At 42.3% G+C, this 20,818-nt stretch carries 20 protein-coding genes and 4 pseudogenes; 12 read left to right on the top strand and 12 right to left on the bottom strand.

Annotated elements, in window-relative coordinates:
* Positions 1-15 precede the first annotated feature (15 nt).
* Positions 16-543, top strand: a complete 528-nt coding sequence (locus AC4MCC_RS02430) for a hypothetical protein (RefSeq protein WP_419364209.1) — start codon at positions 16-18, stop codon at positions 541-543.
* A gap of 60 nt (positions 544-603) precedes the next feature.
* On the opposite strand, the gene AC4MCC_RS02425 is transcribed toward AC4MCC_RS02430, so the two are convergent.
* The 6 genes from AC4MCC_RS02425 to AC4MCC_RS02400 form a co-directional block, all read right to left on the bottom strand.
* Positions 604-870: a DUF2789 family protein gene (locus AC4MCC_RS02425; protein WP_419364207.1), complete on the bottom strand. Its 267-nt coding sequence runs from the start codon at positions 868-870 to the stop codon at positions 604-606.
* A 117-nt stretch (positions 871-987) separates the two neighbouring features.
* The gene (locus AC4MCC_RS02420; RefSeq protein ID WP_151205357.1) at positions 988-1,242 is read right to left on the bottom strand and encodes a DUF2789 family protein; all 255 of its coding nucleotides are present in this window, start codon (positions 1,240-1,242) and stop codon (positions 988-990) included.
* Positions 1,243-1,305: 63 nt separating this feature from the next.
* Positions 1,306-1,584, bottom strand: coding sequence for a DUF2789 family protein (locus AC4MCC_RS02415; RefSeq protein ID WP_419374469.1), 279 nt, complete (start codon positions 1,582-1,584; stop codon positions 1,306-1,308).
* A 159-nt stretch (positions 1,585-1,743) separates the two neighbouring features.
* A complete protein-coding gene (locus tag AC4MCC_RS02410; RefSeq protein WP_491880277.1) occupies positions 1,744-2,730 on the bottom strand; it encodes a malate dehydrogenase in 987 nt (328 codons plus the stop codon).
* Positions 2,731-2,902: 172 nt separating this feature from the next.
* A complete protein-coding gene (locus AC4MCC_RS02405; protein WP_179992790.1) occupies positions 2,903-3,541 on the bottom strand; it encodes a ribonuclease T2 family protein in 639 nt (212 codons plus the stop codon).
* A gap of 34 nt (positions 3,542-3,575) precedes the next feature.
* The gene (locus AC4MCC_RS02400) at positions 3,576-5,510 is read right to left on the bottom strand and encodes a lytic transglycosylase domain-containing protein (protein WP_491885843.1); all 1,935 of its coding nucleotides are present in this window, start codon (positions 5,508-5,510) and stop codon (positions 3,576-3,578) included.
* Between the two features lie 334 nt (positions 5,511-5,844).
* Here AC4MCC_RS02400 and miaB point away from each other — a divergent pair, with 334 nt between their 5' ends.
* From miaB to AC4MCC_RS02375, 5 genes and pseudogenes are all read left to right on the top strand, one after another.
* Entirely contained in the window at positions 5,845-7,302 is a 1,458-nt protein-coding gene (gene miaB, locus AC4MCC_RS02395) for a tRNA (N6-isopentenyl adenosine(37)-C2)-methylthiotransferase MiaB (RefSeq protein ID WP_419364202.1), read from the top strand.
* 38 nt (positions 7,303-7,340) lie between these two features.
* Complete coding sequence (locus AC4MCC_RS02390) at positions 7,341-8,417, top strand: PhoH family protein (RefSeq protein WP_004786823.1); 1,077 nt, start codon at positions 7,341-7,343, stop codon at positions 8,415-8,417.
* A 34-nt stretch (positions 8,418-8,451) separates the two neighbouring features.
* Positions 8,452-8,934, top strand: a complete 483-nt coding sequence (ybeY, locus tag AC4MCC_RS02385) for an rRNA maturation RNase YbeY (RefSeq protein WP_419374470.1) — start codon at positions 8,452-8,454, stop codon at positions 8,932-8,934.
* Between the two features lie 92 nt (positions 8,935-9,026).
* Positions 9,027-9,324 (top strand): annotated as a pseudogene (locus AC4MCC_RS02380) (antibiotic biosynthesis monooxygenase family protein).
* Positions 9,325-9,482: 158 nt separating this feature from the next.
* Entirely contained in the window at positions 9,483-9,884 is a 402-nt protein-coding gene (locus AC4MCC_RS02375) for a hypothetical protein (RefSeq protein ID WP_491876523.1), read from the top strand.
* On the opposite strand, the gene AC4MCC_RS02370 is transcribed toward AC4MCC_RS02375, so the two are convergent.
* On the bottom strand, positions 9,881-10,738 hold the full coding sequence (locus AC4MCC_RS02370) for an energy transducer TonB (RefSeq protein WP_419364231.1): 858 nt from the start codon (positions 10,736-10,738) through the stop codon (positions 9,881-9,883). The genes AC4MCC_RS02375 and AC4MCC_RS02370 overlap by 4 nt on opposite strands.
* 262 nt (positions 10,739-11,000) lie before the next feature.
* On the opposite strand from AC4MCC_RS02370, the gene AC4MCC_RS02365 reads away from it, so the two are divergent.
* The 4 genes and pseudogenes from AC4MCC_RS02365 to AC4MCC_RS02350 all read left to right on the top strand — a co-directional run bounded on the left by AC4MCC_RS02365 (position 11,001) and on the right by AC4MCC_RS02350 (position 14,690).
* A complete protein-coding gene (locus AC4MCC_RS02365; RefSeq protein WP_491885646.1) occupies positions 11,001-11,687 on the top strand; it encodes a hypothetical protein in 687 nt (228 codons plus the stop codon).
* Between the two features lie 207 nt (positions 11,688-11,894).
* Complete coding sequence (locus AC4MCC_RS02360; protein WP_373686180.1) at positions 11,895-12,554, top strand: DUF3108 domain-containing protein; 660 nt, start codon at positions 11,895-11,897, stop codon at positions 12,552-12,554.
* Positions 12,555-12,644: 90 nt separating this feature from the next.
* Positions 12,645-13,220: a xanthine phosphoribosyltransferase gene (locus AC4MCC_RS02355; protein WP_005233791.1), complete on the top strand. Its 576-nt coding sequence runs from the start codon at positions 12,645-12,647 to the stop codon at positions 13,218-13,220.
* Between the two features lie 312 nt (positions 13,221-13,532).
* Positions 13,533-14,690, top strand: a pseudogene (locus AC4MCC_RS02350) (IS3 family transposase).
* On the opposite strand, the pseudogene AC4MCC_RS02345 reads toward AC4MCC_RS02350, so the two are convergent.
* A pseudogene (locus tag AC4MCC_RS02345) lies at positions 14,691-15,221 on the bottom strand (IS982 family transposase); the annotation flags it as partial.
* Between the two features lie 533 nt (positions 15,222-15,754).
* Here AC4MCC_RS02345 and AC4MCC_RS02340 point away from each other — a divergent pair.
* Positions 15,755-16,162 (top strand): hypothetical protein, encoded by a 408-nt coding sequence (locus AC4MCC_RS02340; RefSeq protein ID WP_491885645.1) that lies wholly within the window; start codon positions 15,755-15,757, stop codon positions 16,160-16,162.
* A 50-nt stretch (positions 16,163-16,212) separates the two neighbouring features.
* Here AC4MCC_RS02340 and wrbA read toward each other — a convergent pair whose 3' ends face one another.
* Positions 16,213-16,809, bottom strand: a complete 597-nt coding sequence (wrbA, locus tag AC4MCC_RS02335; protein ID WP_419364190.1) for an NAD(P)H:quinone oxidoreductase — start codon at positions 16,807-16,809, stop codon at positions 16,213-16,215.
* 114 nt (positions 16,810-16,923) lie between these two features.
* Between wrbA and AC4MCC_RS02330 the strand changes: the two genes are divergently transcribed.
* Positions 16,924-18,171: a YihY family inner membrane protein gene (locus tag AC4MCC_RS02330; protein WP_180104114.1), complete on the top strand. Its 1,248-nt coding sequence runs from the start codon at positions 16,924-16,926 to the stop codon at positions 18,169-18,171.
* A 131-nt stretch (positions 18,172-18,302) separates the two neighbouring features.
* On the opposite strand, the pseudogene AC4MCC_RS02325 reads toward AC4MCC_RS02330, so the two are convergent.
* From AC4MCC_RS02325 to AC4MCC_RS02315, 3 genes and pseudogenes are all read right to left on the bottom strand, one after another.
* Positions 18,303-19,240 (bottom strand): annotated as a pseudogene (locus AC4MCC_RS02325) (DMT family transporter).
* Between the two features lie 258 nt (positions 19,241-19,498).
* A complete protein-coding gene (locus AC4MCC_RS02320) occupies positions 19,499-20,140 on the bottom strand; it encodes a fumarylacetoacetate hydrolase family protein (RefSeq protein WP_491885644.1) in 642 nt (213 codons plus the stop codon).
* Positions 20,141-20,166: 26 nt separating this feature from the next.
* Complete coding sequence (locus AC4MCC_RS02315; protein WP_419364187.1) at positions 20,167-20,664, bottom strand: YcxB family protein; 498 nt, start codon at positions 20,662-20,664, stop codon at positions 20,167-20,169.
* Positions 20,665-20,818 lie beyond the last annotated feature (154 nt).

Genomic DNA, 20,818 nt, shown 5'->3' with positions numbered 1-20,818 from the left:
TAGAGGACGGCGTTCATGCGACCAAACACCCAACAGATCATTGCCCGTATCGGTGAAACTGATCAGCTGTTTTTAAACGGCAATACTCCTGAATTGGCTCTTGAGCGCGCCGATCTTCGCTTGCAACTGGTGACCATTAGCCAGATACGCCAGGAACAGCTGCATTTCCTGCAAGAAGCAATTGTCTTGCTCGAACAGGGCCGGGTAGATTTTGAGGAAATTCCGTTAGATCTTTATATTAATCTGTCTTTGCATCTGGCCAAGGCGTATATGATTTATTTTGAGCTGACCCAGGAAAAGCATTTCGCCCTGATCACCCAACAGATTCTCAAACCGATGACCCATTATGAGCATGCGGAGATTTATTTCTTCCTGGCCTATGCGTCTGCCAGCAAGAAAGAACCTGCCATGACCCGTCATTGGCTGAACAAATACAGCAAGATGCCTGTGTTTGACTTTGATCTGTTACAGCAACATCCTGCTTTTGATGAATACCGCCAATTGGACTGGTTTATTCAGTTATTGCGTCGCCGGATGCATTAATTACCTCCAGGACCTTCATCAAAAAAGCCTCATAAATATGAGGCTTTTTTGATATCAAGTTTAAGCGGACTTTAGAATCTTAGGATGTTGCGCATCCATATGCAGTTGCTGATTAAGTTCATCTACCCAAATCGCCCAGTCATCATCTTGCACCAGATGACTGATTAATAATGAGCGCTGCGCTTTATTCCAAAACGGCGCATCATGCAGAAAAACATGAGCCGGTAACTGGTGAGTACGTATATACAGTTCAATGGCAGCTGGACTATTCGGTAGACCGAGTTGAGAAAACAATAGTTCCAAAGACGGTTGCATTCTTCCGAGCATCTCGCCCTCCTTATATCAGTTAATTTGTAGTTATTTATATATCTAACTTATAACATAATATAAAAAAAGCCTAGTCAAATGACTAGGCTTGTTGTTTCTTTTTGTACCTGATGGAGTTTATTCTGCTGCTTTATCACTTTCTACATGAAGCAACTGATTTAACTTGTCAATAATGACAATCCATTCATCATCCTGATGCCAGTGTTCACGTAAAAAGGCACTCTGTCCTTCACTCCAGAATTCGGCATCTGGCAGAGCTACTTTGGCATCGAGCTGATGATCTTTAGCAAATTGCTCGATCGAAGCCTCATCTGACGGCAAACCAAGTTGTTCAAAAAGTAGTTCCAGAGTGACCTGTTGTTCCATAAGCATAAGCAGACTCCATTATTCGATTTATCAGTTGGTTAAATGATCAAGGTGTTCAGATTGAAAACTTTAGTTTGAATTACCACTGGGCAAGCTACAGGAGCCTGAGCCCACGGCTTCAGTATGTAACTGCTCATTTAGCACATCTACCCATATGGCCCAGTCATCATCTTTCTTCCAGTGACTGATCAAAAAGTCATGTTGTGCCTTACTCCAAAATGGTGCTTTGTGTAGCGGTACATCCATGCCAATTTGATGGGTATTAATAAATTCGTCGATTGCTTCAGGACTGGAGTCCAGGCCTAATTGTTCAAAAAAAAGTTCGAAGGTTGGGCGTTGTTCTAACATCTGAATGACCTCCCCCTTTTGAATTATGAGCTTGTATCTACCTTAGCCTGCCTATATAACAAACTCAGTTGTCTCTCCTTCACAGGATGTTATTTTTTGTTCAATAAAAAAGGCACCCTAACTAGAGTGCCTTCTTTTTAATTTAATTAAAAAATTAAATTATTTAAGCATGTCAGCAACTGCTGCGCGCTCTTCTTCAAGCTCGTTCAGTGTCACGTTGATACGTTCACGGCTGAATTCGTCGATTTCAAGACCTTGAACGATTTTGTATTCACCGTTTTCAGTAGTTACAGGGAAACCGAACATTACGCCTTCAGGGATGCCGTAAGAACCGTCAGAAGGAATACCCATAGTTACCCATTTGCCGTTTGTGCCAAGAGCCCAATCGCGCATATGGTCGATTGCAGCGTTTGCAGCAGAAGCAGCAGAAGACAGGCCACGTGCTTCGATGATCGCAGCACCACGTTTACCAACAGTTGGAAGGAATACGTCTTTGTTCCAAGCTGCATCGTTGATTTTGTCTTTTAAGCTTTCGCCGTTTACGTTAGCAAAACGGTAGTCAGCATACATTGTTGGAGAGTGGTTACCCCAAACAGTCATGTTTTCGATGTCAGAAACTGCAACGCCCGCTTTTTGAGCAAGTTGAGTTAACGCACGGTTGTGGTCAAGACGCAACATTGCTGTGAAGTTTTTCGCTGGAAGATCTGGAGCAGATTTCATTGCGATGTAAGCGTTAGTGTTCGCAGGGTTACCTACAACAAGAACTTTAACGTCACGGCTAGCAACTTCGTTCAGTGCTTGGCCTTGACCAATGAAGATTTCGCCGTTTACTTTAAGCAGGTCAGCACGTTCCATACCAGGACCACGTGGACGTGAACCAACTAATAGAGCATAGTCTGCATCTTTGAAAGCTACTTTAGGATCATCAGTACCGATCATGCCCGCCAATAATGGGAAAGCACAGTCGTCTAGTTCCATCATTACGCCTTTAAGCGCTTGCTGAGCTTTCTCAACAGGAATTTCTAATAATTGAAGAATAACTGGTTGGTCTTTACCAAGCATTTCACCGCTTGCGATACGGAATAATAGGCTGTAACCAATTTGACCAGCAGCGCCAGTAACGGCAACGCGAACAGGTTGCTTCATGTAATTATCTCCAATTGAGAGGATCGTCATAATGATTAAATAGCTGTTCTATCTAATCTTAATAATCATAAACGGCAAAGATTGTACTCCAATCCTCTTCGAGATGCATGTAAAAGAGAATGGATTTCAACAAAAGTATGATAGGAAATATAAATTAATTTGACTAAAAAGCTTAGTATGTCCCTTTTATTGTGACAGTTTTTGGGCATGTATTAATAATGTTTGCAGGACAGCCTTTATAGCCACCATTGGCGTTGTAACAGACCTGGATGGAGGTCAGCAGGCTGGATGCGCGGGTCTGATGGCAGTTAAAGCGCAATGCTGTTGAAGGCAGTTGCGGATTGATTTTCAGAAATTTGGAACGCAGCATATCAATGGAAACGGTATGACTTTCCTGCTCGGTGAGTTCTTCAGGAACTTTCAGACGATCAGCATGATTGATCACGGTACGAAAATACTGCGTGGCATTCATCGGAATACAGCCGCCAATATTATGCCAGAGTAATGCGCGGGTATTTTCATCCGGCATGATACGCGCCACCACCTTAGCCTGCAAAGGCGGTAACTTCGCAGAACTGGTAGTAGTGCAATGTGTCGATGTGGTTTGAGGATAGAGACCAGAAATATTTAGGGAATAACCTTCAAGACATTTTCTTTTTTTACTGTAGGCCGGATCCAGACTGCAAAGTGCCGGTACCATCTGGATGTCCATGACATAACCCGTTGGCAGTGCAAAGGCAGCTGGACTTGCTGCTAAAAATAAAAGCGCAGCCCATCCAGCAGAAATTTGAGCACCCCTTATTCCCTTGATCAACAAACTATCCTTCCCTTAGATTTCTTGAATGCTATGGTGTATTACGTAACGGAATGGCTTGCATACGCTTACCGACCGATTGTGCGCCCTGTCCCAATAAAATACCGTAATATGTCGCGTTCGTCATGACATGTTTCACATAATCTCGCGTTTCCAATAAAGGAATAGTCTCGGTATATTGATCCGCAGCAATACTTTGGAATTCGGGTTGCCAACGGCGGGCACGGTTCGGGCCGGCATTATAACCTGCTGTAGCCAGTACCGGACTATTGCTCAATTGACGCTGAATTGTTGATAAATAGTAAGTTCCGTAACGGATATTGGTGTTCATATCGGTTAAGGCTGCGGGGTTATAAGTCTCACCCATTTGACGAGCGACCAGTTTGGCGGTGTCCGGCATGATCTGCATCAAACCACCAGCCCCTACATGAGAGCGTGCACCGGTATTAAACCGACTTTCCTGACGCATCAAACCATAAGCCCAGGCAGCATCAATGCCGGCATTACGGCTATGACTCACGACATAATTCTGATGTGGCATCGGATAACGATAATTGTAATTATGCTTGTCCGCCGTACGATCCGCTGCATAAATGGCACGGTCATACCAGCCCATATCCGTCGCGCGTTTAGCTGCTGCCAACAGTAAATCGTCATCTTTTCTTAAATAAGCCTGACGAACTGCCCAGTTCCATTCACGGTTAATATAATTCTCTGGCGCATTAATATTACGCAAGACAAAGGCACGGCGGAAATGAATATCTTGGTTCAGGCGTTGCATGGCCTGACTGGATGGTTGTGCTGAGTTTGGGGTAGAAGCCGTTAACTGGCCTAATCTATCCCGTGCCAGCAGGTTATGATAATCCTCACCGACCGCCAGTTTTTTATAGATACTTTCTGCTGCCTGTTTTGAAGCGCGATCTGTGCGCTGTTCACTGGCACGCGCCAGCCAGTATTGCCAGCGGTCTTCCTGTTTCTGGTTCACGCTCATGCCATCAATGGCACGAATCAGACTTTCCCAGGCACTAAAACGAATCGCCTGACGGGCATAAATTTCGGCTTCTTCTGGACTAAATGGCAAACCATAGCTGGCATCCAGATAGTTCAGCACTTCACGGTTGAAGTTATTCTTCATTACCGTAGTGCCGCCAATATAACCAACAGTTCTGAATAGTGTTTTCTGCACTTGTACCGGCGTGCCTTCAGCAGTGCGTTTCACTATGGACATTGCTGAATCAAGATCGCTATCTGCCAGACGTCCCAACGCATAAATCAGATAGGCATGATCAGCCGCAGTACTTTTAGGGGCTGACCATAAATAATTGGTTGGATTGGCCTGAATCGTATTGAGCTGAGCCAGAGACAGGTTAAGCCCTAAACCTTGTGCAGTGGCAATCGCCTGTCCAGACTGTCCAGCACGCAATTGCACCCACAAACGCTGCTGGCGGTCTTCATTGGTCATAAGCGGACTGGATAACATCATACGCCCCAAGCCCGTACATGACTCAGGTTGAGAATTGGTGGTCAGCCAGACATCTTTAAATTCAGCATAGACCAGCTGATCGCCACTTTTAGCACGGACTTGTGCAACTGCACAGGCTTCAGCCGGATCGGCATTGGTGACATATTGCAGAACGGGTTGCGCAGTAGCAAAGTCAGCCATTTTGACTTTTTCTTCGACATAATCGGCTGCGAGTTTTTCTGCCATAGCCGACTGAGGATAACGTTGGGCGAAACTGATAATTTGACTGGCAGGTTGTGAGCCAAGATTCTGGTTCAGAATCCAGTATTCAGGATAATAGCCCAAGGCATCATTTTGCATGGCAGACTGATATTGTTGTAATTGTCCGATATTTCCAGCATTTGCTGCTCGTAAGGCATCATTAAATTGTTCTTCTGCTGCCTGCGCACTCATTGAACAGAGACACGCCACACTCAAGCTTAGTAATTTATAATATTTCTTCATATTTTTAGTGTGTTTAAACATCAATTTGCCTTCTATCATCGATTTTTCGCCCAGCCCCTGTTGCCTATCATAAGAGTTAGCCGGAAAATTATAACCCACTGTATTGTTCACTTATGTAACCTTATGATTAGACAATATTAATTTTCAGACACTTTTTGTCCATAAATCAATATTTTCCCAGCCGCATTTTAGGCTATAAGTTTAAGCGACTTTCCTGCTAAAATATGCGCCTTTTAAAGATTTCAGAACGTGAATTGAATTTTTATTTACCCGTTTGTCTATGCAAGCAGGTTATTCGTTCACTCTTTCGACGTATTACCTTGTAGGAGCCTACATGACGGTTCAAACCTTCATTCCGAATGGTGCCCCAGCTGCCTCAGAAAACACTGTTACCCAGCCAGCGCACACCCCAGCCATCGATGGTTCAGTTAAAAAACTGTATATCGAAACGCAAGGGTGTCAGATGAATGAGTATGACAGTCACCGTATGGCAGATCTGCTGGGCGATTCCCACGGCTATGTGCTGACCACTGATCCTAAAGAAGCCGATATTCTGCTGATGAATACCTGTTCGATCCGTGAAAAGGCACAAGAAAAAGTATTCTCAGAATTGGGCCGCTGGCGCAAGCTGAAAGAAAAAAATCCTGACCTGATTATTGGTGTCGGTGGATGTGTGGCTTCTCAGGAGGGTGACAATATCCAGAAACGTGCCAATTATGTGGACATGATTTTTGGGCCGCAAACCCTGCACCGTTTACCGCAAATGCTGGACCAGCATTTCGAGCAGGTCGAAAAACCGAAAAAAGAAAAAATTAAACTGGTTGATATTTCATTCCCGGATATCGAGAAATTTGACTTCCTGCCTGAACCGCGTGTTGAAGGTTATAAGGCCTTTGTTTCGATCATGGAAGGCTGTTCAAAATACTGTTCTTTCTGTGTAGTTCCATATACACGTGGCGAAGAAGTATCGCGCCCATTAGATGACGTTTTGGCTGAAATTGCCGGTCTGGCTGAAAAAGGCGTGCGTGAGATTTCGCTGCTCGGTCAGAACGTGAATGGTTATCGCGGTGAGACCTTCGACGGAAAAATCTGTACTTTTGCCGATCTGTTACGTTTGGTTGCAGAAATTCCAGGTATTGGTCGTATTCGCTATACCACTTCGCATCCACTAGAATTCAACGATGATCTGATCCAGTGCTACCGTGACCTGCCACAGATGGTGTCACATCTGCATCTGCCGGTACAAAGCGGTTCCAATGATGTATTGCAGGCGATGAAGCGTAACCACACCATTGATGTGTATATCGAGAAAATCGAGAAGTTACGTAAAGTTCGCCCAGACATGCATTTATCTTCAGACTTTATTATCGGCTTCCCGGGCGAAACCGATGAAAACTTTGAAGAAACCTATCAGTTTATTCAGGATCTAGATTTCGACCACTCTTATAGTTTTGTTTATTCAAAACGTCCGGGCACCCCTGCCGCAGAGCTGGAAGATACCACCCCTGAACAGGTGAAAAAAGAACGTCTGGCCAAAGTACAGGACTGGATTAAACAGTCGAGTATCCGTAAAACAGATGCCATGCTCGGTACAGTTCAACGTGTACTGGTTGAGAAAGTTTCTGATAAAGATCCGAACGTTCTGGTCGGTACAGCAGACAATACCCGTTATGTCACCTTTATTGGCGATGCAGCGTGGGTAGGACGCTTTGCAGAGATCGAGATTACCGAAATTAAAACTTTAAATTTAGTTTACGGTGAGCTCTTGAATCTTGAGCCTGACGTGGCGTAATGTAGAGCATATAACGTACACTTCTAAAAGGAACACTCTTGACTGCAACGATTCGACGTACAGTAGCTTTTCCTGGAATTTCGATGGACCGTTTACAAGCCGTCTTAGGTGCCTATAACGGTCATTTGAAACAAATTGAACAACGTTTAGACGTCAAAATTTCCCACCGAGGTGAAAGTTTCTTTATCGATGGTGGAATCGATGCCGTTGAGAGAGCCGAAATGCTCTTGCAACGTCTTCATGAAGAATCTGAACACAGCCAGCAGATCAGTGCAGATACCTTGCATATGATGATTCAAGGTAGCCAGACCGATCGTGAACTCCAGGAGAACCTGGAAGAACAGGAACATACCGGTCTGGACAATGTCTGGCTGCAGACGCGCAAAGGTCGGATCAACCCGCGCGGTGCTAACCAGAAACGTTATGTACAGCGTATTCTGCAAAGTGATATTTCCTTTGGTATTGGCCCTGCAGGTACCGGTAAAACCTATCTCGCCGTTGCAGCCGCTGTAGATATGCTGGAGCGTAATGAAATCCAGCGTATCCTACTGGTTCGTCCCGCAGTTGAAGCAGGTGAGAAACTTGGCTTCCTGCCGGGGGATTTAACCCAGAAGATCGATCCGTATTTGCGTCCCCTTTATGATGCCCTGTATGAGATGCTTGGTTTCGAGAAAGTGGCCAAGCTGATCGAACGTCAGATTATTGAAGTTGCACCCCTCGCCTATATGCGTGGTCGTACTCTGAATCATTCTTTTGTGATTCTGGATGAAGCCCAGAACACCACACCTGAACAGATGAAGATGTTCCTGACCCGTTTAGGTTTTGGTTCACGTGCAGTGATTACCGGTGACGTGACTCAGGTGGACTTACCACGTGGTCAGCAGTCTGGTCTGGCTCATGCCTTACGTGTGATTGATAAAATTCCTGAAATTCATATTACCCGTTTCCATTCTCGTGACGTCGTGCGTCACCAGCTGGTTCAGAAAATTGTTGAAGCCTATGAAGGCTGGGACAGTGAACAGCAGCGTTTAAGCGCTGAGGCTCGTGCCGAGCGTAAAGCCCGTCAGGAAGCCTTGATCGCTGAGAATGATGCTGCGGCTGATGCACAGCATTAAAGCTGCATTGTTATTTAATTTTTAAGGATTCACGTTGAAACTTAGTCTCTCCCTGCAACAGGACTTTCAGTCACCAGAACTGGTGCTGAAACGTGCCTATATTAAAAAAGTTGTAGAAACCACTTTGCGCCATATCGGTACTCAAAGTGATTGTGAAATTGGCATTGCCTGTGTCGATAATGACGAAAGTCATAAACTCAATCTGGAATATCGCGGCAAGGACAAACCCACCAATGTCTTGTCTTTTCCAAGTGAACTTCCAGATGAAATGGCACAGGTTCTGGATGCTTTCCCGATCGGTGATCTGGTGATTTGTATTCCAGTCGTATTGCGTGAAGCTGCTGAACAGGACAAAGCTGCACTGCTCCATTTCACCCATATGCTGGTACATGGTACTTTGCATCTGATGGGTTATGACCATGAAACTTCAGAGGAAGATGCTGAAGAAATGGAAGGTATTGAGATCGAGATTCTGGACAAACTGGGTATTGCCAATCCTTATCTGGAAAGAGATTAAAAATCAATGATTAAAAAGTGGGCCAAGGCTCGCTTTTTTCATTTTATTCACTCCATAATAAACTCAATTAAAGAAATAAAATAAAAACTACTATGCAATATGTCGTGATTTTCAAAGCGCAAATTAAAGAATTAGATCAGTGTTATTTTGAAACAGCCCAGCGAATGAGAGAAAGAGCCCTTTCACAATTTCAGTGCCAGTATTTTGAAGCTTTAACCGAAGATACTCAGGAAATTGCGCTTTCTTACTGGAACAGTCTTCATGATATTCGCGCCTGGCGCAGATGCTGAACATCAGGCTGCTCAAGAGCTAGGGAAAAATAGCTGGTATACATATTTCAGCGTGGAAGTCTGTGAAGTTTTACGGCGCTATGATGTACATTTAAATTAAATACTCATCGATCCTTATTTATCTTTTTCTTGATCTGTTCTTAGATACAGAGTTTTAAAAAAATATCTGCTTACGCATTCATGATTTCTTCCAGAAATACATAAGCACATAATGAACTTTAACGAAGAACTGTGCTTCAAAAATTTTAGGAGAACGTAATGAAAAGATTGTTCTCGACTGCATTACTTATTTTCTCTCCTTGGCTGTGTTCGCCACTTTATGCCCATTCAATTCCCATGTGCCCAAAACTCAAATTTCAACAGAACCAAAGCTCATGGGCAGGTCATTATTATTTAAACGGAGTTATGGAATTAGGTTCGGAGTTGCTTCTGCAAGCAGATGGTACCTTTAAATGGTATCTGGCCTATGGTGCTCTGGATCAATTTGCCGAAGGAACATGGTGGCAAAATAAAGAGTGTATTGGCTTAAAAGCAGATCCAAAGTACCAGGACTTGATGATATTTCCCAAATATCTAGCCATAGATGAAAATCATTTAAATGTGGTCTGGGACGATGGAACTCAGCAAGGTAGTTATATACAGGCGAAGCGTCCAGATTAACGCACCTCAAATTCTGCTTCAGCCGGATCAAATCGCCAGGTTCGAATAATTCGTAACTCGGAAATATCCGACATCTTGGCATCAAATGCTCCGAACGGTGCTGCCTTGCGTACTGAAGATTTTGCAGCTTCATCTAGCAAGCTATGCCCTGAACTGTCAATTAAGCGAATTGCACGGATTCCGCCGTTCTGGTTCAGGATCACCATCAAGCGCACCTCTCCTGCCAGATTCTGCTGTTTAGCCGCGTCTGGATAATAGCGGTTACCATAGAACTCTACTTTTTGACGGAATTTTTCCAGATAAGCCGCAGAAACATCCTGTTTGGACTGGATGCCATCTACGGTTTTAATTTTTTGCTGACGACTGAAGTTTTGTTGTCGTTGCAGATATTGGGCTTCCAGACTGGCTACCATAGCGGCTTTGGCCTGAAACTGACTTTGTAACTGTTCCTGCATTTTTTTGCGCTGATTTTCTTCCGCCTGTTTTTGCCAGCTTAAAGTCGTCATCAGTACTTTTTCTTCAAAGCTTAATTCACGCTGTTGCTGCAACATGTCCGGACTTTCTTGCTGCTCTTCTCCGGTCTTTTGCTCCATCAACGGTGCAGGCATATCGCTCGACATACGATGTGCTTCACGAAATTTTCCTGAACCTTGCTGGTCAGTTTGAGCCAGAAAATCTGCATGCTCAATTTTTTCATCAGTTTGACGAATACTGACTGCAATTTCTTTGGTCATGCTCTCCTGATCTTGTGGTATACCAAATTCCAGCGTGAGAAAAATCACGTGCAAAATAACAGCTGCAAATACGGCGCTATTAAAAATTGGATCTTTCCACCAGGCTTTGACCAGAGGCATTAATATCATGGTTGATCTCATCGCTACGAACCCAGACTTGAGTTCATCCCCCAAACAGCATTTTTAAAAATTAAAAAATAAACGGCTTTGCATTTTTCTTTTAAAAATGCCAAACCCATCAAATCTTCAACGTTACATAACTAAAATCCTAAAAATGGTGCTATTTATTTTGCTAAACTGCAAGCTGAAACTCTTGTATTTTTTATACAATTCGACAAGATACACTTCGAATTAAAACATATAATTGCCAGGATGCTTAAAGATGCAAACGCTAATTTCCAATATTTCTAATAAAATTCGCCAGGCGTATCAAAAGGCGGAAGGATTTATTGAGGATGAACGCGAATTCCCTTTGTCTCAAGTTTTCCTGAATGCGACATTTCAACGTTTTGTTACTGACAATGTTTCCATGCTGAAAGATCTGCATGCCGATCTGCATGATGACTGGTTACGACTTTATGCCACGCTGGACTATAAAGGTCTGAATGTGACCTTATCGGTTGATTTAAAACTGGTGCAAATGGAGCTGAATAAGAATACGCAGCTCATCGTATTTGAACAGATCAGTGATACCCAGTTGATTGAAGCTAAATATCCAAATGTCTTTTATAAACTGGGTGTTAGCTTTGCCCTGTTTTTCTATCAGCGCGTGCTGAATAAGGACCCTCTTGGCATGATTCTGGAAAAACTCGGCGTCATTAAAGTAAAAGATGATTTATTGCATCTGGATCTGAATCGCTGGTTAGGTAAAAACCGCTCGGTGATTGAGACGCTAGGTAAGGTTCATGTGAACCATGCAGTACTTCGTGAAGCTGAACTGGTGGTAATCGGTAATGTGAATCTTGCGGCCCTGTTCAGAAAGCTTTCTCAGGAAAAAGAAGAGAAATGGGACGAAGACGACATGGATGACAATAAAGTCACACCGATCAAACAGAAAGAACCGACTTAAACTGTGTGTAATTCAACATCTAAACAAACACACCAGTAAATACATGAAATATACATTTTTATTGAAAATCTCCCTTCATTTTCCATATTTTGACCAAATAATAAAAAGTGGAAAGTGATCAATTTTATCTGAAATTACACAGGACAATTTTTTATGGCGAAAACTGTATTCAAAACTTTAGGTGTGACTGCAGGCTTGACTACCGCAATGGTACTTACTGGTTTATCCACCCAGACCTTCGCCATGGCGCCCTTCCAGGCCAATTATCAGTTTAGCTATAATGGAAAAAATATGGGTTCTGCTACCCGTACCTTGAGCAAATCTGGTAATAACTGGACCTATGTTTTTGCAGCTAAAGCAGGTGGTGTAGCTTCGGCAACTGAAACCAGCCGTTTCACTTTTAATAATGGCAAGATTGGTTCAAGCAGTTTCAGCCGTACCAGTAAGATTCTGGTGCATAGCAATACCATGAGTATCAACTTTAATCCGTCTAGCAAAACAATCAGTACCAAGAAGGATGATGAAAAACGTTCTTTTGCCTGGAGAGCAGATGTACTGGATGAGCTAAATGCTGAATTGCAGATTCGTGAAGACCTGAAAAATGGTGGTTTAAAATCGAATTACTACATTGCTGATGCCAAAGAGGTAGAAGGCCGTAAATTCGTCAAACAAGGTACAGAAACGGTGAGCACCAAATATGGTTCATTTAGTACCATTAAAGTAGTGATTAAACACAACAAACCAGGCCGTGAAACTACTTTCTGGTTAGCACCGAAACTGGACTACTTACCAGTTAAAGTATCGCATGTCGATAAGAAAACCTCTTACGGTTTACTGCTGACCGGCTATAACGGTAAAACGAACTAAGGTTTTTTGGTGAATTTCGCTTGATTTTTTTTGGGTGCTTTTTACAATACGCTTTTGCTTTAAAAAGCACCTGCTCTTGAGGATTCTCCCGTGCACGCACTAGAACAGAAAATCTTAGCCGAAGGTATCGTTCTATCTGAAGAAGTTTTGAAAGTTGATTCTTTCTTAAATCACCAAATTGATCCAATCATGATGCAGCAAATTGGTCAGGAATTTGCGCGTCTGTTTAAAGATGCTGGTATTACCAAAATTATTACTATTGAAGCATCGGGTATTGCACCTGCAGTCATGGCAGGCTTGGAGCTTGGTGTTCCAGTAATCTTTGCACGTAAATACCAGTCTCTCACGTTAAAAGATGATTTATACCGTTCTAAAGTATTTTCATTTACCAAACAGACTGAAAGCACGATTGCCATTTCAAATAAACACATCAGCTCAACTGATAAAGTTTTAGTGATCGATGACTTCCTGGCAAATGGTCAGGCAGCACTTGGTCTTGCTGACTTGATTCATCAGGCGAATGCTGAAGTGGTAGGAATCGGGATTGTGATTGAAAAATCATTCCAACCAGGCCGTGACCTGTTACTTGAAAAAGGTTACCGCGTTGAATCACTAGCGCGTGTGAAATCTTTAGCGAATGGTACTGTCGAATTTGTTCGAGATTAAATTTACAAATGAATATCTTAAAGGGTGCTTCGGCACTCTTTTTTATTGGATTTTTTTAATTTCGGTTAGTTAGGAATAACTAAAACATAGCTATAAAACTATCTATTTTCGACTGCATATAAATAGTTGTACTTCGACTTTTTCTTATGAAATTTCAATACAGCTCAAGCCTTAAGAATTTATTATCCGACAAATAACAACAATTTAAACTGATATTATTATAAAATAAGAGGCCTAACTATCTGCCAATAGTTAGGCTGATCCTAGCCAAAATAATGGACAGCACGTCCCTCTAAAGATAACGTAACTTTAATCTTTGGAGATTCAAGAAATGGCTATCTTGCGCAGCAATGCTGCTCAAGTCCTGAATTTAAACAGCAAGCAATTGATTATGCACTTTCAAACTCGCACGAATCTTTAGCTGCAATCGCCCAGAAATTAGGTGTTGGTTATTCAACATTGGATAAATGGATTCGTGAAATCAATCCGGCGGGTTCAAGCAAACGCCAACTTTCACCAGAACAACAGCGGATTTTAGAATTAGAGAAAGAAGTCAAACAGCTCAGGGAAGCCAATGACATCTTAAAAAAAGCGCATGTGTACTTTCTGACAGATCATGCCAAGAGAAGTACACGGTAATTCAAGATCTGGATGTGAATGAAGTCACTGTATCTTCTGCCTGTAAATGCCTGGGTGTCAGCACTTCAGGCTATTATGCCTGGCGAAAACGCCAGGCCAATCCAGCGCAGAAATATAATGATTTAAAAGCCGTATATTGGCAGCATCATGCATGATTTAGGGTACACCATGAGCGAACGAACCGTTGGAAGAATGCTAAAAAAACTTGGTCTACGGAGCAAGATTGCACGTAAATACAAGTATACGACTGATTCAAAGCATCGTTTGCCTACAGCACCAAACTTGTTAGATCGCCAATTTACAGTCATGCAGCCTAACAAGGTTTGGACAACGGATATTACCTATATCCGTACCAAGCAAGGTTGGCTGTATTTATGTGTGATGCTGGATCTATTTAGTCGTCGTATCGTGGGATGGCAAACCAGCCATCGAATAGACCGCCAATTGGTGTGTGATGCGTTTCATTATTCAATGGCTCGTCAGGGCTATCCAACAGGTGTTATGGTTCATTCGGACCAAGGCAGTCAGTACTGTAGTCGTGATTTTAGAGCACTCTTGCTGACAAATGATTGTATTCAAAGTATGTCTAGACGAGGAAACTGTTGGGATAATGCCGTGACTGAAAGCTTCTTTCATACATTGAAAGGCCAAGTGGTGCATGGCAGTGTGTTTGTCACTCGAAAAGAGGCGAATGCGGTCTTGTTTGACTATATTGAGATTTATTACAATCGGGTCAGAAGGCATTCTGCAAACGGTTGGTTAAGTCCAGAAGCCTTTGAACAGAAATATATTAAAAGTTTAGAGGGATCGATTGTCCACGATACTGTCTAGGATCATTTTGATATCAGCCAAATGTCCATTGGATAAAGTAGAACAAGCAATTTCACCAAATTGATTCATCACAATATGTAATTTACAGCCATAAAACCAGCCCATTGAGCTTCTACCACGTGATGCAATTTGGACTAATGATTTATGGCGTTGAATACGTTGATTTTTACAAACTGGCAGAGTTGTTGAATCAATCCATAAATATTGTGTACGTTGGCCTTTCATTAGCGCCACATGTAAAGCGTGTAGAGCTAATTGATGTCTATTAATCAGATGAATCATCCGTTGGTAACAGGGTAAGCTTTTAAATAAATGATTTTTATCCTGTTTCAACCATGTGAAAAATGCTTTGAAATTAGTGAAATGAGAACATTTATACCAGATCGCGATAAAAGTGATTTCTGAGATACTCAAGTGAGCGGTTCGGACTCTGGAGAAACGACGACTTTGTTTAAGGAAATTCCAGTAGGTTGCTTCAAATTTAAGAAAGAAATCATCAATTACGCAAAATAATTCGGTACTATTAAACATCGGGACTAGAGTTTTAAGTTTTGTGTGGTAACTCAACTGATGGCTCTAGTCCTCTTATTTTTCAAGTCAATTTTTTATCCGCGATTCGGGTTAAATAAAATATAATTAATCAATTACCCTCAAACGCATTTATAAAGAAATTCTGTTCTATAGATATTTTTTCGTATCAATATACCAATTGTCTTTATCAGCTCGCATGACCACGGACTTCTTCTTACATTTAGCCCCGGCTCAAAACTATCCAAACAAAGAAATGCTCGACTAAAACCCATAAAAAAAGTGCATTGATACTTTAGCCCCGCATATTACTCGGCCCATCCAGCAAAAAATTATAAAAAGTGGAAAATGCATGTATTTACAACTCAGCTAAACTTCTCTGAATAAAATTCCACTAGAATCAAATTGGTATGAAATGTTCCTGACTTCAATATTCAGAACCTACATACTGTTGAGCCGGATGTGTTGGATAGCTGCTGGTCTAAGTAAGATCCCATGTCACACATTTGCTTAAAATGAATAAATACTAATCGCTGATGGAAAATCCTATGCAATGTCCTAAATGTGGTTCAACGGAAATTGAGCTACGCGATCACGAAAAGAATTTGAAAAAAATTGGTGGTATTTTAATGACCTCAGCCGGTGCCACGGCCGGTACAGTGGGTGGCGCAGCTTCTGGCGCTTCAATTGGCGCTGCCATTGGAACGGTCGCAGGTCCTTTAGGGGTAATTGTAGGCGGCACGGTGGGAACCTTCGTAGGCGCAATCAGCGTAGGCATTACTGGAGGCGTGGTCGGAAACTTCTTAGGTAAAAAAGCAGGTGTTTCGGTAGATCGCAATCTGTTTCTGGATTATCAGTGTCTGAATTGCAAATATAGATTCAGTCAAAAAGATCAAAAAGATCAAAAAGATCAAAAAGATCAAAAAGATCAAAAAGAAGATTAATAAAATCAAGGAAATGAAGCTGATTCTCCATTTCCTTTTTAATTAAAGCCTTAAGCCTGATGGAGTTTTAAAGCAACTTCGGCCAGACGTTTGCCCTGTACTTCACATAAAATTTTCTCATCCTGGCTTAATCCTTGGTCATGACGCGGGCCACTCACATGACTAGCACCATAAGGTGTACCACCACTTTTAGTATTGGACAGCGCTGGCGTTGCATTGCTTAATCCCATGATCATCATACCGTGATGAAACAATGGCGGTAGCATCGTCAGTAAAGTACTTTCCTGTCCGCCATGCATTGAGCCTGACGCGGTAAAAACACAGGCTGGCTTACCATGCAAAGCGCCATTCAGCCATAAACTGGTGGTCTGATCCCAGAAGTATTTCATTTCTGAAGCCATATTCCCAAAGCGGGTGGGTGAACCTAATGCCAAAGCAGCACACTGGGCAAGATCATCTAAAGTACAGTAGATATCGCCTTCTGCCGGAATACTCGGCTCTGCTTCTTTCACCACCGTCGCAATATTTGGAACAGTGCGAATTTTTACAGCCATCCCTGCTGCTTCAACACCATTCGCAATCAGATGTGCCATTTCTTTGGTTGAGCCATATTTGCTGTAATATAAAACAAGGACATAAGGTTGCATAAAGTTCTTATTCATTACTTAAAAAAAATAAAACTATACGGTATTTCGCAACTTTTTTGGGTAAGCTGAAGAATGAAAATTCATGATGAATAAAAAAATTGAGATTGAAAGCGCATGATCGTTGAATATTTAAAGAAGTTACCTTTTTATGAAAAACACTGGTTTCAATTTATTTTATTTGTACTACGGCGTTTTGAGGCTGACCGATGTCGTGAGCAGGCCGGTTCACTGACCTATACCACCCTGTTTGCTGTAGTTCCAATGCTGACCGTGTTTCTGGTCATTATCTCTTCAATCAGGGCATTGGAACCGGCACGACAACAGCTCCAACAGCTGATTTATAGTAACTTTTTACCTAAAACAACGATTGCTTTCGATAAAGCGCTCAATGCCTTCACGGAGAAGTCCAGCAATTTAACTATTATCGGTATTCTTTTCTTATTCATCACCACAGTACTGATGCTCAGTAGCATCGAAACGGTCTTTAACCGGATCTGGCGTGTGACTGAAACCCGCGGTGGCATTATCGGTTTTATGCGTTACTGGACTATTATTTCACTCGGTCCAATTCTGCTGGGCAGCGCCTTTGTGATTTCTTCTACTTTAGCCTCCATGAATATTCTCAGTAATAACTTTGCCGGTTATGAACTGGATGGCGCCTTTATTCTCTGGGTAATATCTTTTTCTCTGACCGTGCTTGGCTTTTTTATTCTGAACTGGACTATTCCCAATCGGAGTGTACCGCTCAAATCTGCTTTTATTGCCGGCCTGTTTAGTGCCATCGTATTTGAGCTGCTGAAAAACCTGTTCGGCTTTTTGATGTCAAACTTTACCAGTTATGAAATTGTTTACGGCGCTTTCGCAGCTGTCCCTATTTTCCTGCTCTGGATTTACCTGTCCTGGATTATTGTATTGTTGGGCGTGGAAATCAGCTATGCCCTGACTGCATTCGAATCTGGACAGGACAATAAGCGTCATCCGATCGTCATGTTACTGGATCTATTAGAACTGTTTTATAAAAAGCAGAAAACTGGTGAAAGTGTCAGTGAAGCACAGGCACTGGAAGTTTTGGGACGGGATGAAATTGGGCGCTGGCCAAGCTATGTCAGCATGTTTGAAAAACAGAATCTGATTAAACGTACAGATGACAATGAATATGTGCTGGTACGCGATCTGGATCAGGTCAGCTTCTGGAATTTTTATCTACAGCTTCCTTATCCATTGCCGCGCAAACAGCATCTGACTGATGTGCATACTGATGATCTTTGGATGCAAAAATTCTCACCTAAATTGAATGAAACTGATCAGTTTCTGGAAGAAAAACTCAATTTTCCATTATCAGAACTGTTCCGCAGTAAATAAATTTAATCCTCTCTTTTGAGAGGATTTTTTTTAAGTAGATTGATTTGATTTTCAGCAGATAATCGTTCTTGCTGTCATTTAAGCTATACCTCTCCAAAAACTAAGCGTCGTCATTTTCATTGACCGGTTTTTTATATAGATGTCTGAGTCTTGATCTGAGGCTCAGGTTTCTTTAACCACCCCTGTAAACTCACCAGAATCACGCCCAACATCACCATACAAGTACCAACAATAAAGTTAATCTCAATATGTTCATTTAGAATCAATACGCCAAACAGCATGCCAAATACTGGGGTTAAAAAGGAAAACACCCCTAAACGTGAAGCCAGATAATGTTTTAGCATCCAGAACCAGATTAAATAACTGGCAAAGGAAATCACCACCGTATGAAAAATCAGGCTGGAAATCGACAAAGTTGTCCATTGAATACTGGCTTGCCCAGTCAAAAAGGACAAAGGCAACAACACCATACCAGCGATCAGCAATTGATAGAATAAGGTCTGGGTTGCAGGTGCTTCAGCCAGCGAGCTCAGACGTACACTCACGGTCGTGGCTGCCCAGAATACACCAGCCAGTAATGCCAGAAAATCTCCCCATAAGGCATGAGGTTGTAGAGCAGATCCTGTCTGTGGACGCAGCACGAAACTCACTACAATACCGCTAAAAGCAAGGAAAATTCCGCTCCATTGTACATGAGACAAACGTTCCGCTGGCAGTTTCCAGTGCAAGCCTAAAGCCACAAAAATCGGTGCGGTATAGAGCAAGACAATGGTATGCGAAGCTGAGGTATAACGCAGCGCCTCACCCACCAGATAAAATTCAGCGGCAAACAGCACACCCACCAGTAAACCCGCAGACAAGTATCGTGCACTCCAAAGCTGACGGCGTACACTCTGCTGAATTAAAGGATAAACCATAAGTGCAGATAAGGCTGAACGTAATGCAATTTGCATCAGGGCAGAAATATCACTGGCCGCCCATTTCAGTACGACCTGCTGCAAACCCACAACATACATAGTACAAACATAATGGCAGATGCTTTAACATCTAGTGCCTGACGATGATTCAAATATATTCCTGTTCTTGATTGGAGCCGCTACACAATAAAATTTTCAGAAGTAGAAGATATACTTCAAAATAGACACACGATGGGGTGATTCAGGCAAAAAGAGTGATGCATAAAAAACGATTTAGACGCTATCCAATTTATATCTAGAAACTGAATGGCAACCGTGCCTGATCAGTCTGATAAATTATCCCTTGCTCATTACACTTTTCTAAACAAAATAAAGGAGCCCTTCGGCTCCTTGATCTCAAAAATCCGGTCTTACTTTACAAATGTCGTCCAGACATAATCCTGATTTTGGCCTTTTAGGGTCATTTTCAACTGATCACCCGATTGTAAGGCTGCCACTCCTGCTGGTGTACCGGTCATGACCACATCACCTGCTTCCAGTGTGAACACTTGACTGATGTCGGCCAATAAAGTCGCAATATCAAAAATCAATAAAGCTGTATCGCCTTTTTGACGCAGCTCATCATTGATCTCCAGCTTATAGTGCACATCTTTCCAGTCAGCAATCACATCACCTACTGGCACCCAGTCTGCGAGTACACAAGAACCATCAAAAGCTTTGGCCCGTTCCCAAGGTTGACCTTTTTTCTTCAGATCATCCTGCAGATCACGTAAGGTCAGATCCAGACCTAAAGTCACAGCACCAATTGCCTGCAAAACTTTGGCAGGATCATTTTCCTTGCTTAAGGTACGGCCAATACGCAAACTTAGTTCACACTCATAATGACAGTTGCCCCAGTCTGGATTCCATTCAATACCAGCATCCAGTGATGTCAAAGCACTCGGTGGCTTGATAAACAGCACAGGACGATCAGGTACCGCATTTCCAAGCTCTTTGGCATGGTCAGCATAACTGCGACCGACACAAACAATTTTTGATGGACGTGTACTCATGATCTCTTTCCTGTTCTTGATCTGTCTTATTTCTTAAAGGTATTTTCGAAAATGCTTTGCTCGGCACCATCTTTAAAGGCACGTTTTGGCACAATCACCACTGTACGGTTTTTCAGTTCCAGCATATAGGTCAGCTTGCCGACAGCAAAACTTTGTACTTCATTATAATGCACGACCTTGCTACGTCCGTTATTGAAAATTTCTGCATAGTCCTGAAACAGGTCAATGCCCTGTTCACTTTTTCCAAACTGATATTTTACAAACTGGCGCTTAAACATCATCGGCAGGAACCAGTAGCGCATGATGCCCTGTAAAATCAGGAAGAAGGCACCCAATGCCACATAATAACGGCCAACCCCATTCAGTCCCATTGAAAAGCCCCAGATAATAATCCCGATACTGACCAAAGGCGTCAGAAAGCGTGAAATCTGTTTTTTGCCAAAAGTGGCCAGAGCAAATCCATCCTGAGATTCTTCTAAAGTGAGATAATAACGGGTGGATAAAGTTGGTGCTGACTCAGTCATAGCATCACATCAAAAATATAAAATCCTGATCCATACTATATCAAAATATGCTTGAAACTCATGGCTTATGCTATCAATTACATAACTTTGCTTTGGAAATAACTAAATTTAGTTTTAAATAAATCATCATTAAAACAAAAAATACACAATAGGA

It is taken from the genome of Acinetobacter sp. CAU_H_56, assembly GCF_058599425.1.
Note: the sequence above shows the minus strand (reverse complement) of the source record. Positions and strands in the feature narration are given on the sequence as shown.

Coding starts and splice junctions, on each gene's coding strand:
- AC4MCC_RS02430 (WP_419364209.1), top strand. CDS start 16: ATGCGACCAAACACCCAACAGATCATTGCCCGTATCGGTGAAACTGAT.
- AC4MCC_RS02425 (WP_419364207.1), bottom strand. CDS start 870: ATGCTCGGAAGAATGCAACCGTCTTTGGAACTATTGTTTTCTCAACTC.
- AC4MCC_RS02420 (WP_151205357.1), bottom strand. CDS start 1,242: ATGCTTATGGAACAACAGGTCACTCTGGAACTACTTTTTGAACAACTT.
- AC4MCC_RS02415 (WP_419374469.1), bottom strand. CDS start 1,584: ATGTTAGAACAACGCCCAACCTTCGAACTTTTTTTTGAACAATTAGGC.
- AC4MCC_RS02410 (WP_491880277.1), bottom strand. CDS start 2,730: ATGAAGCAACCTGTTCGCGTTGCCGTTACTGGCGCTGCTGGTCAAATT.
- AC4MCC_RS02400 (WP_491885843.1), bottom strand. CDS start 5,510: ATGAAGAAATATTATAAATTACTAAGCTTGAGTGTGGCGTGTCTCTGT.
- miaB (WP_419364202.1), top strand. CDS start 5,845: ATGACGGTTCAAACCTTCATTCCGAATGGTGCCCCAGCTGCCTCAGAA.
- AC4MCC_RS02375 (WP_491876523.1), top strand. CDS start 9,483: ATGAAAAGATTGTTCTCGACTGCATTACTTATTTTCTCTCCTTGGCTG.
- AC4MCC_RS02370 (WP_419364231.1), bottom strand. CDS start 10,738: ATGCCTCTGGTCAAAGCCTGGTGGAAAGATCCAATTTTTAATAGCGCC.
- AC4MCC_RS02365 (WP_491885646.1), top strand. CDS start 11,001: ATGCAAACGCTAATTTCCAATATTTCTAATAAAATTCGCCAGGCGTAT.
- AC4MCC_RS02360 (WP_373686180.1), top strand. CDS start 11,895: ATGGTACTTACTGGTTTATCCACCCAGACCTTCGCCATGGCGCCCTTC.
- AC4MCC_RS02340 (WP_491885645.1), top strand. CDS start 15,755: ATGGAAAATCCTATGCAATGTCCTAAATGTGGTTCAACGGAAATTGAG.
- wrbA (WP_419364190.1), bottom strand. CDS start 16,809: ATGCAACCTTATGTCCTTGTTTTATATTACAGCAAATATGGCTCAACC.
- AC4MCC_RS02330 (WP_180104114.1), top strand. CDS start 16,924: ATGATCGTTGAATATTTAAAGAAGTTACCTTTTTATGAAAAACACTGG.
- AC4MCC_RS02320 (WP_491885644.1), bottom strand. CDS start 20,140: ATGAGTACACGTCCATCAAAAATTGTTTGTGTCGGTCGCAGTTATGCT.
- AC4MCC_RS02315 (WP_419364187.1), bottom strand. CDS start 20,664: ATGACTGAGTCAGCACCAACTTTATCCACCCGTTATTATCTCACTTTA.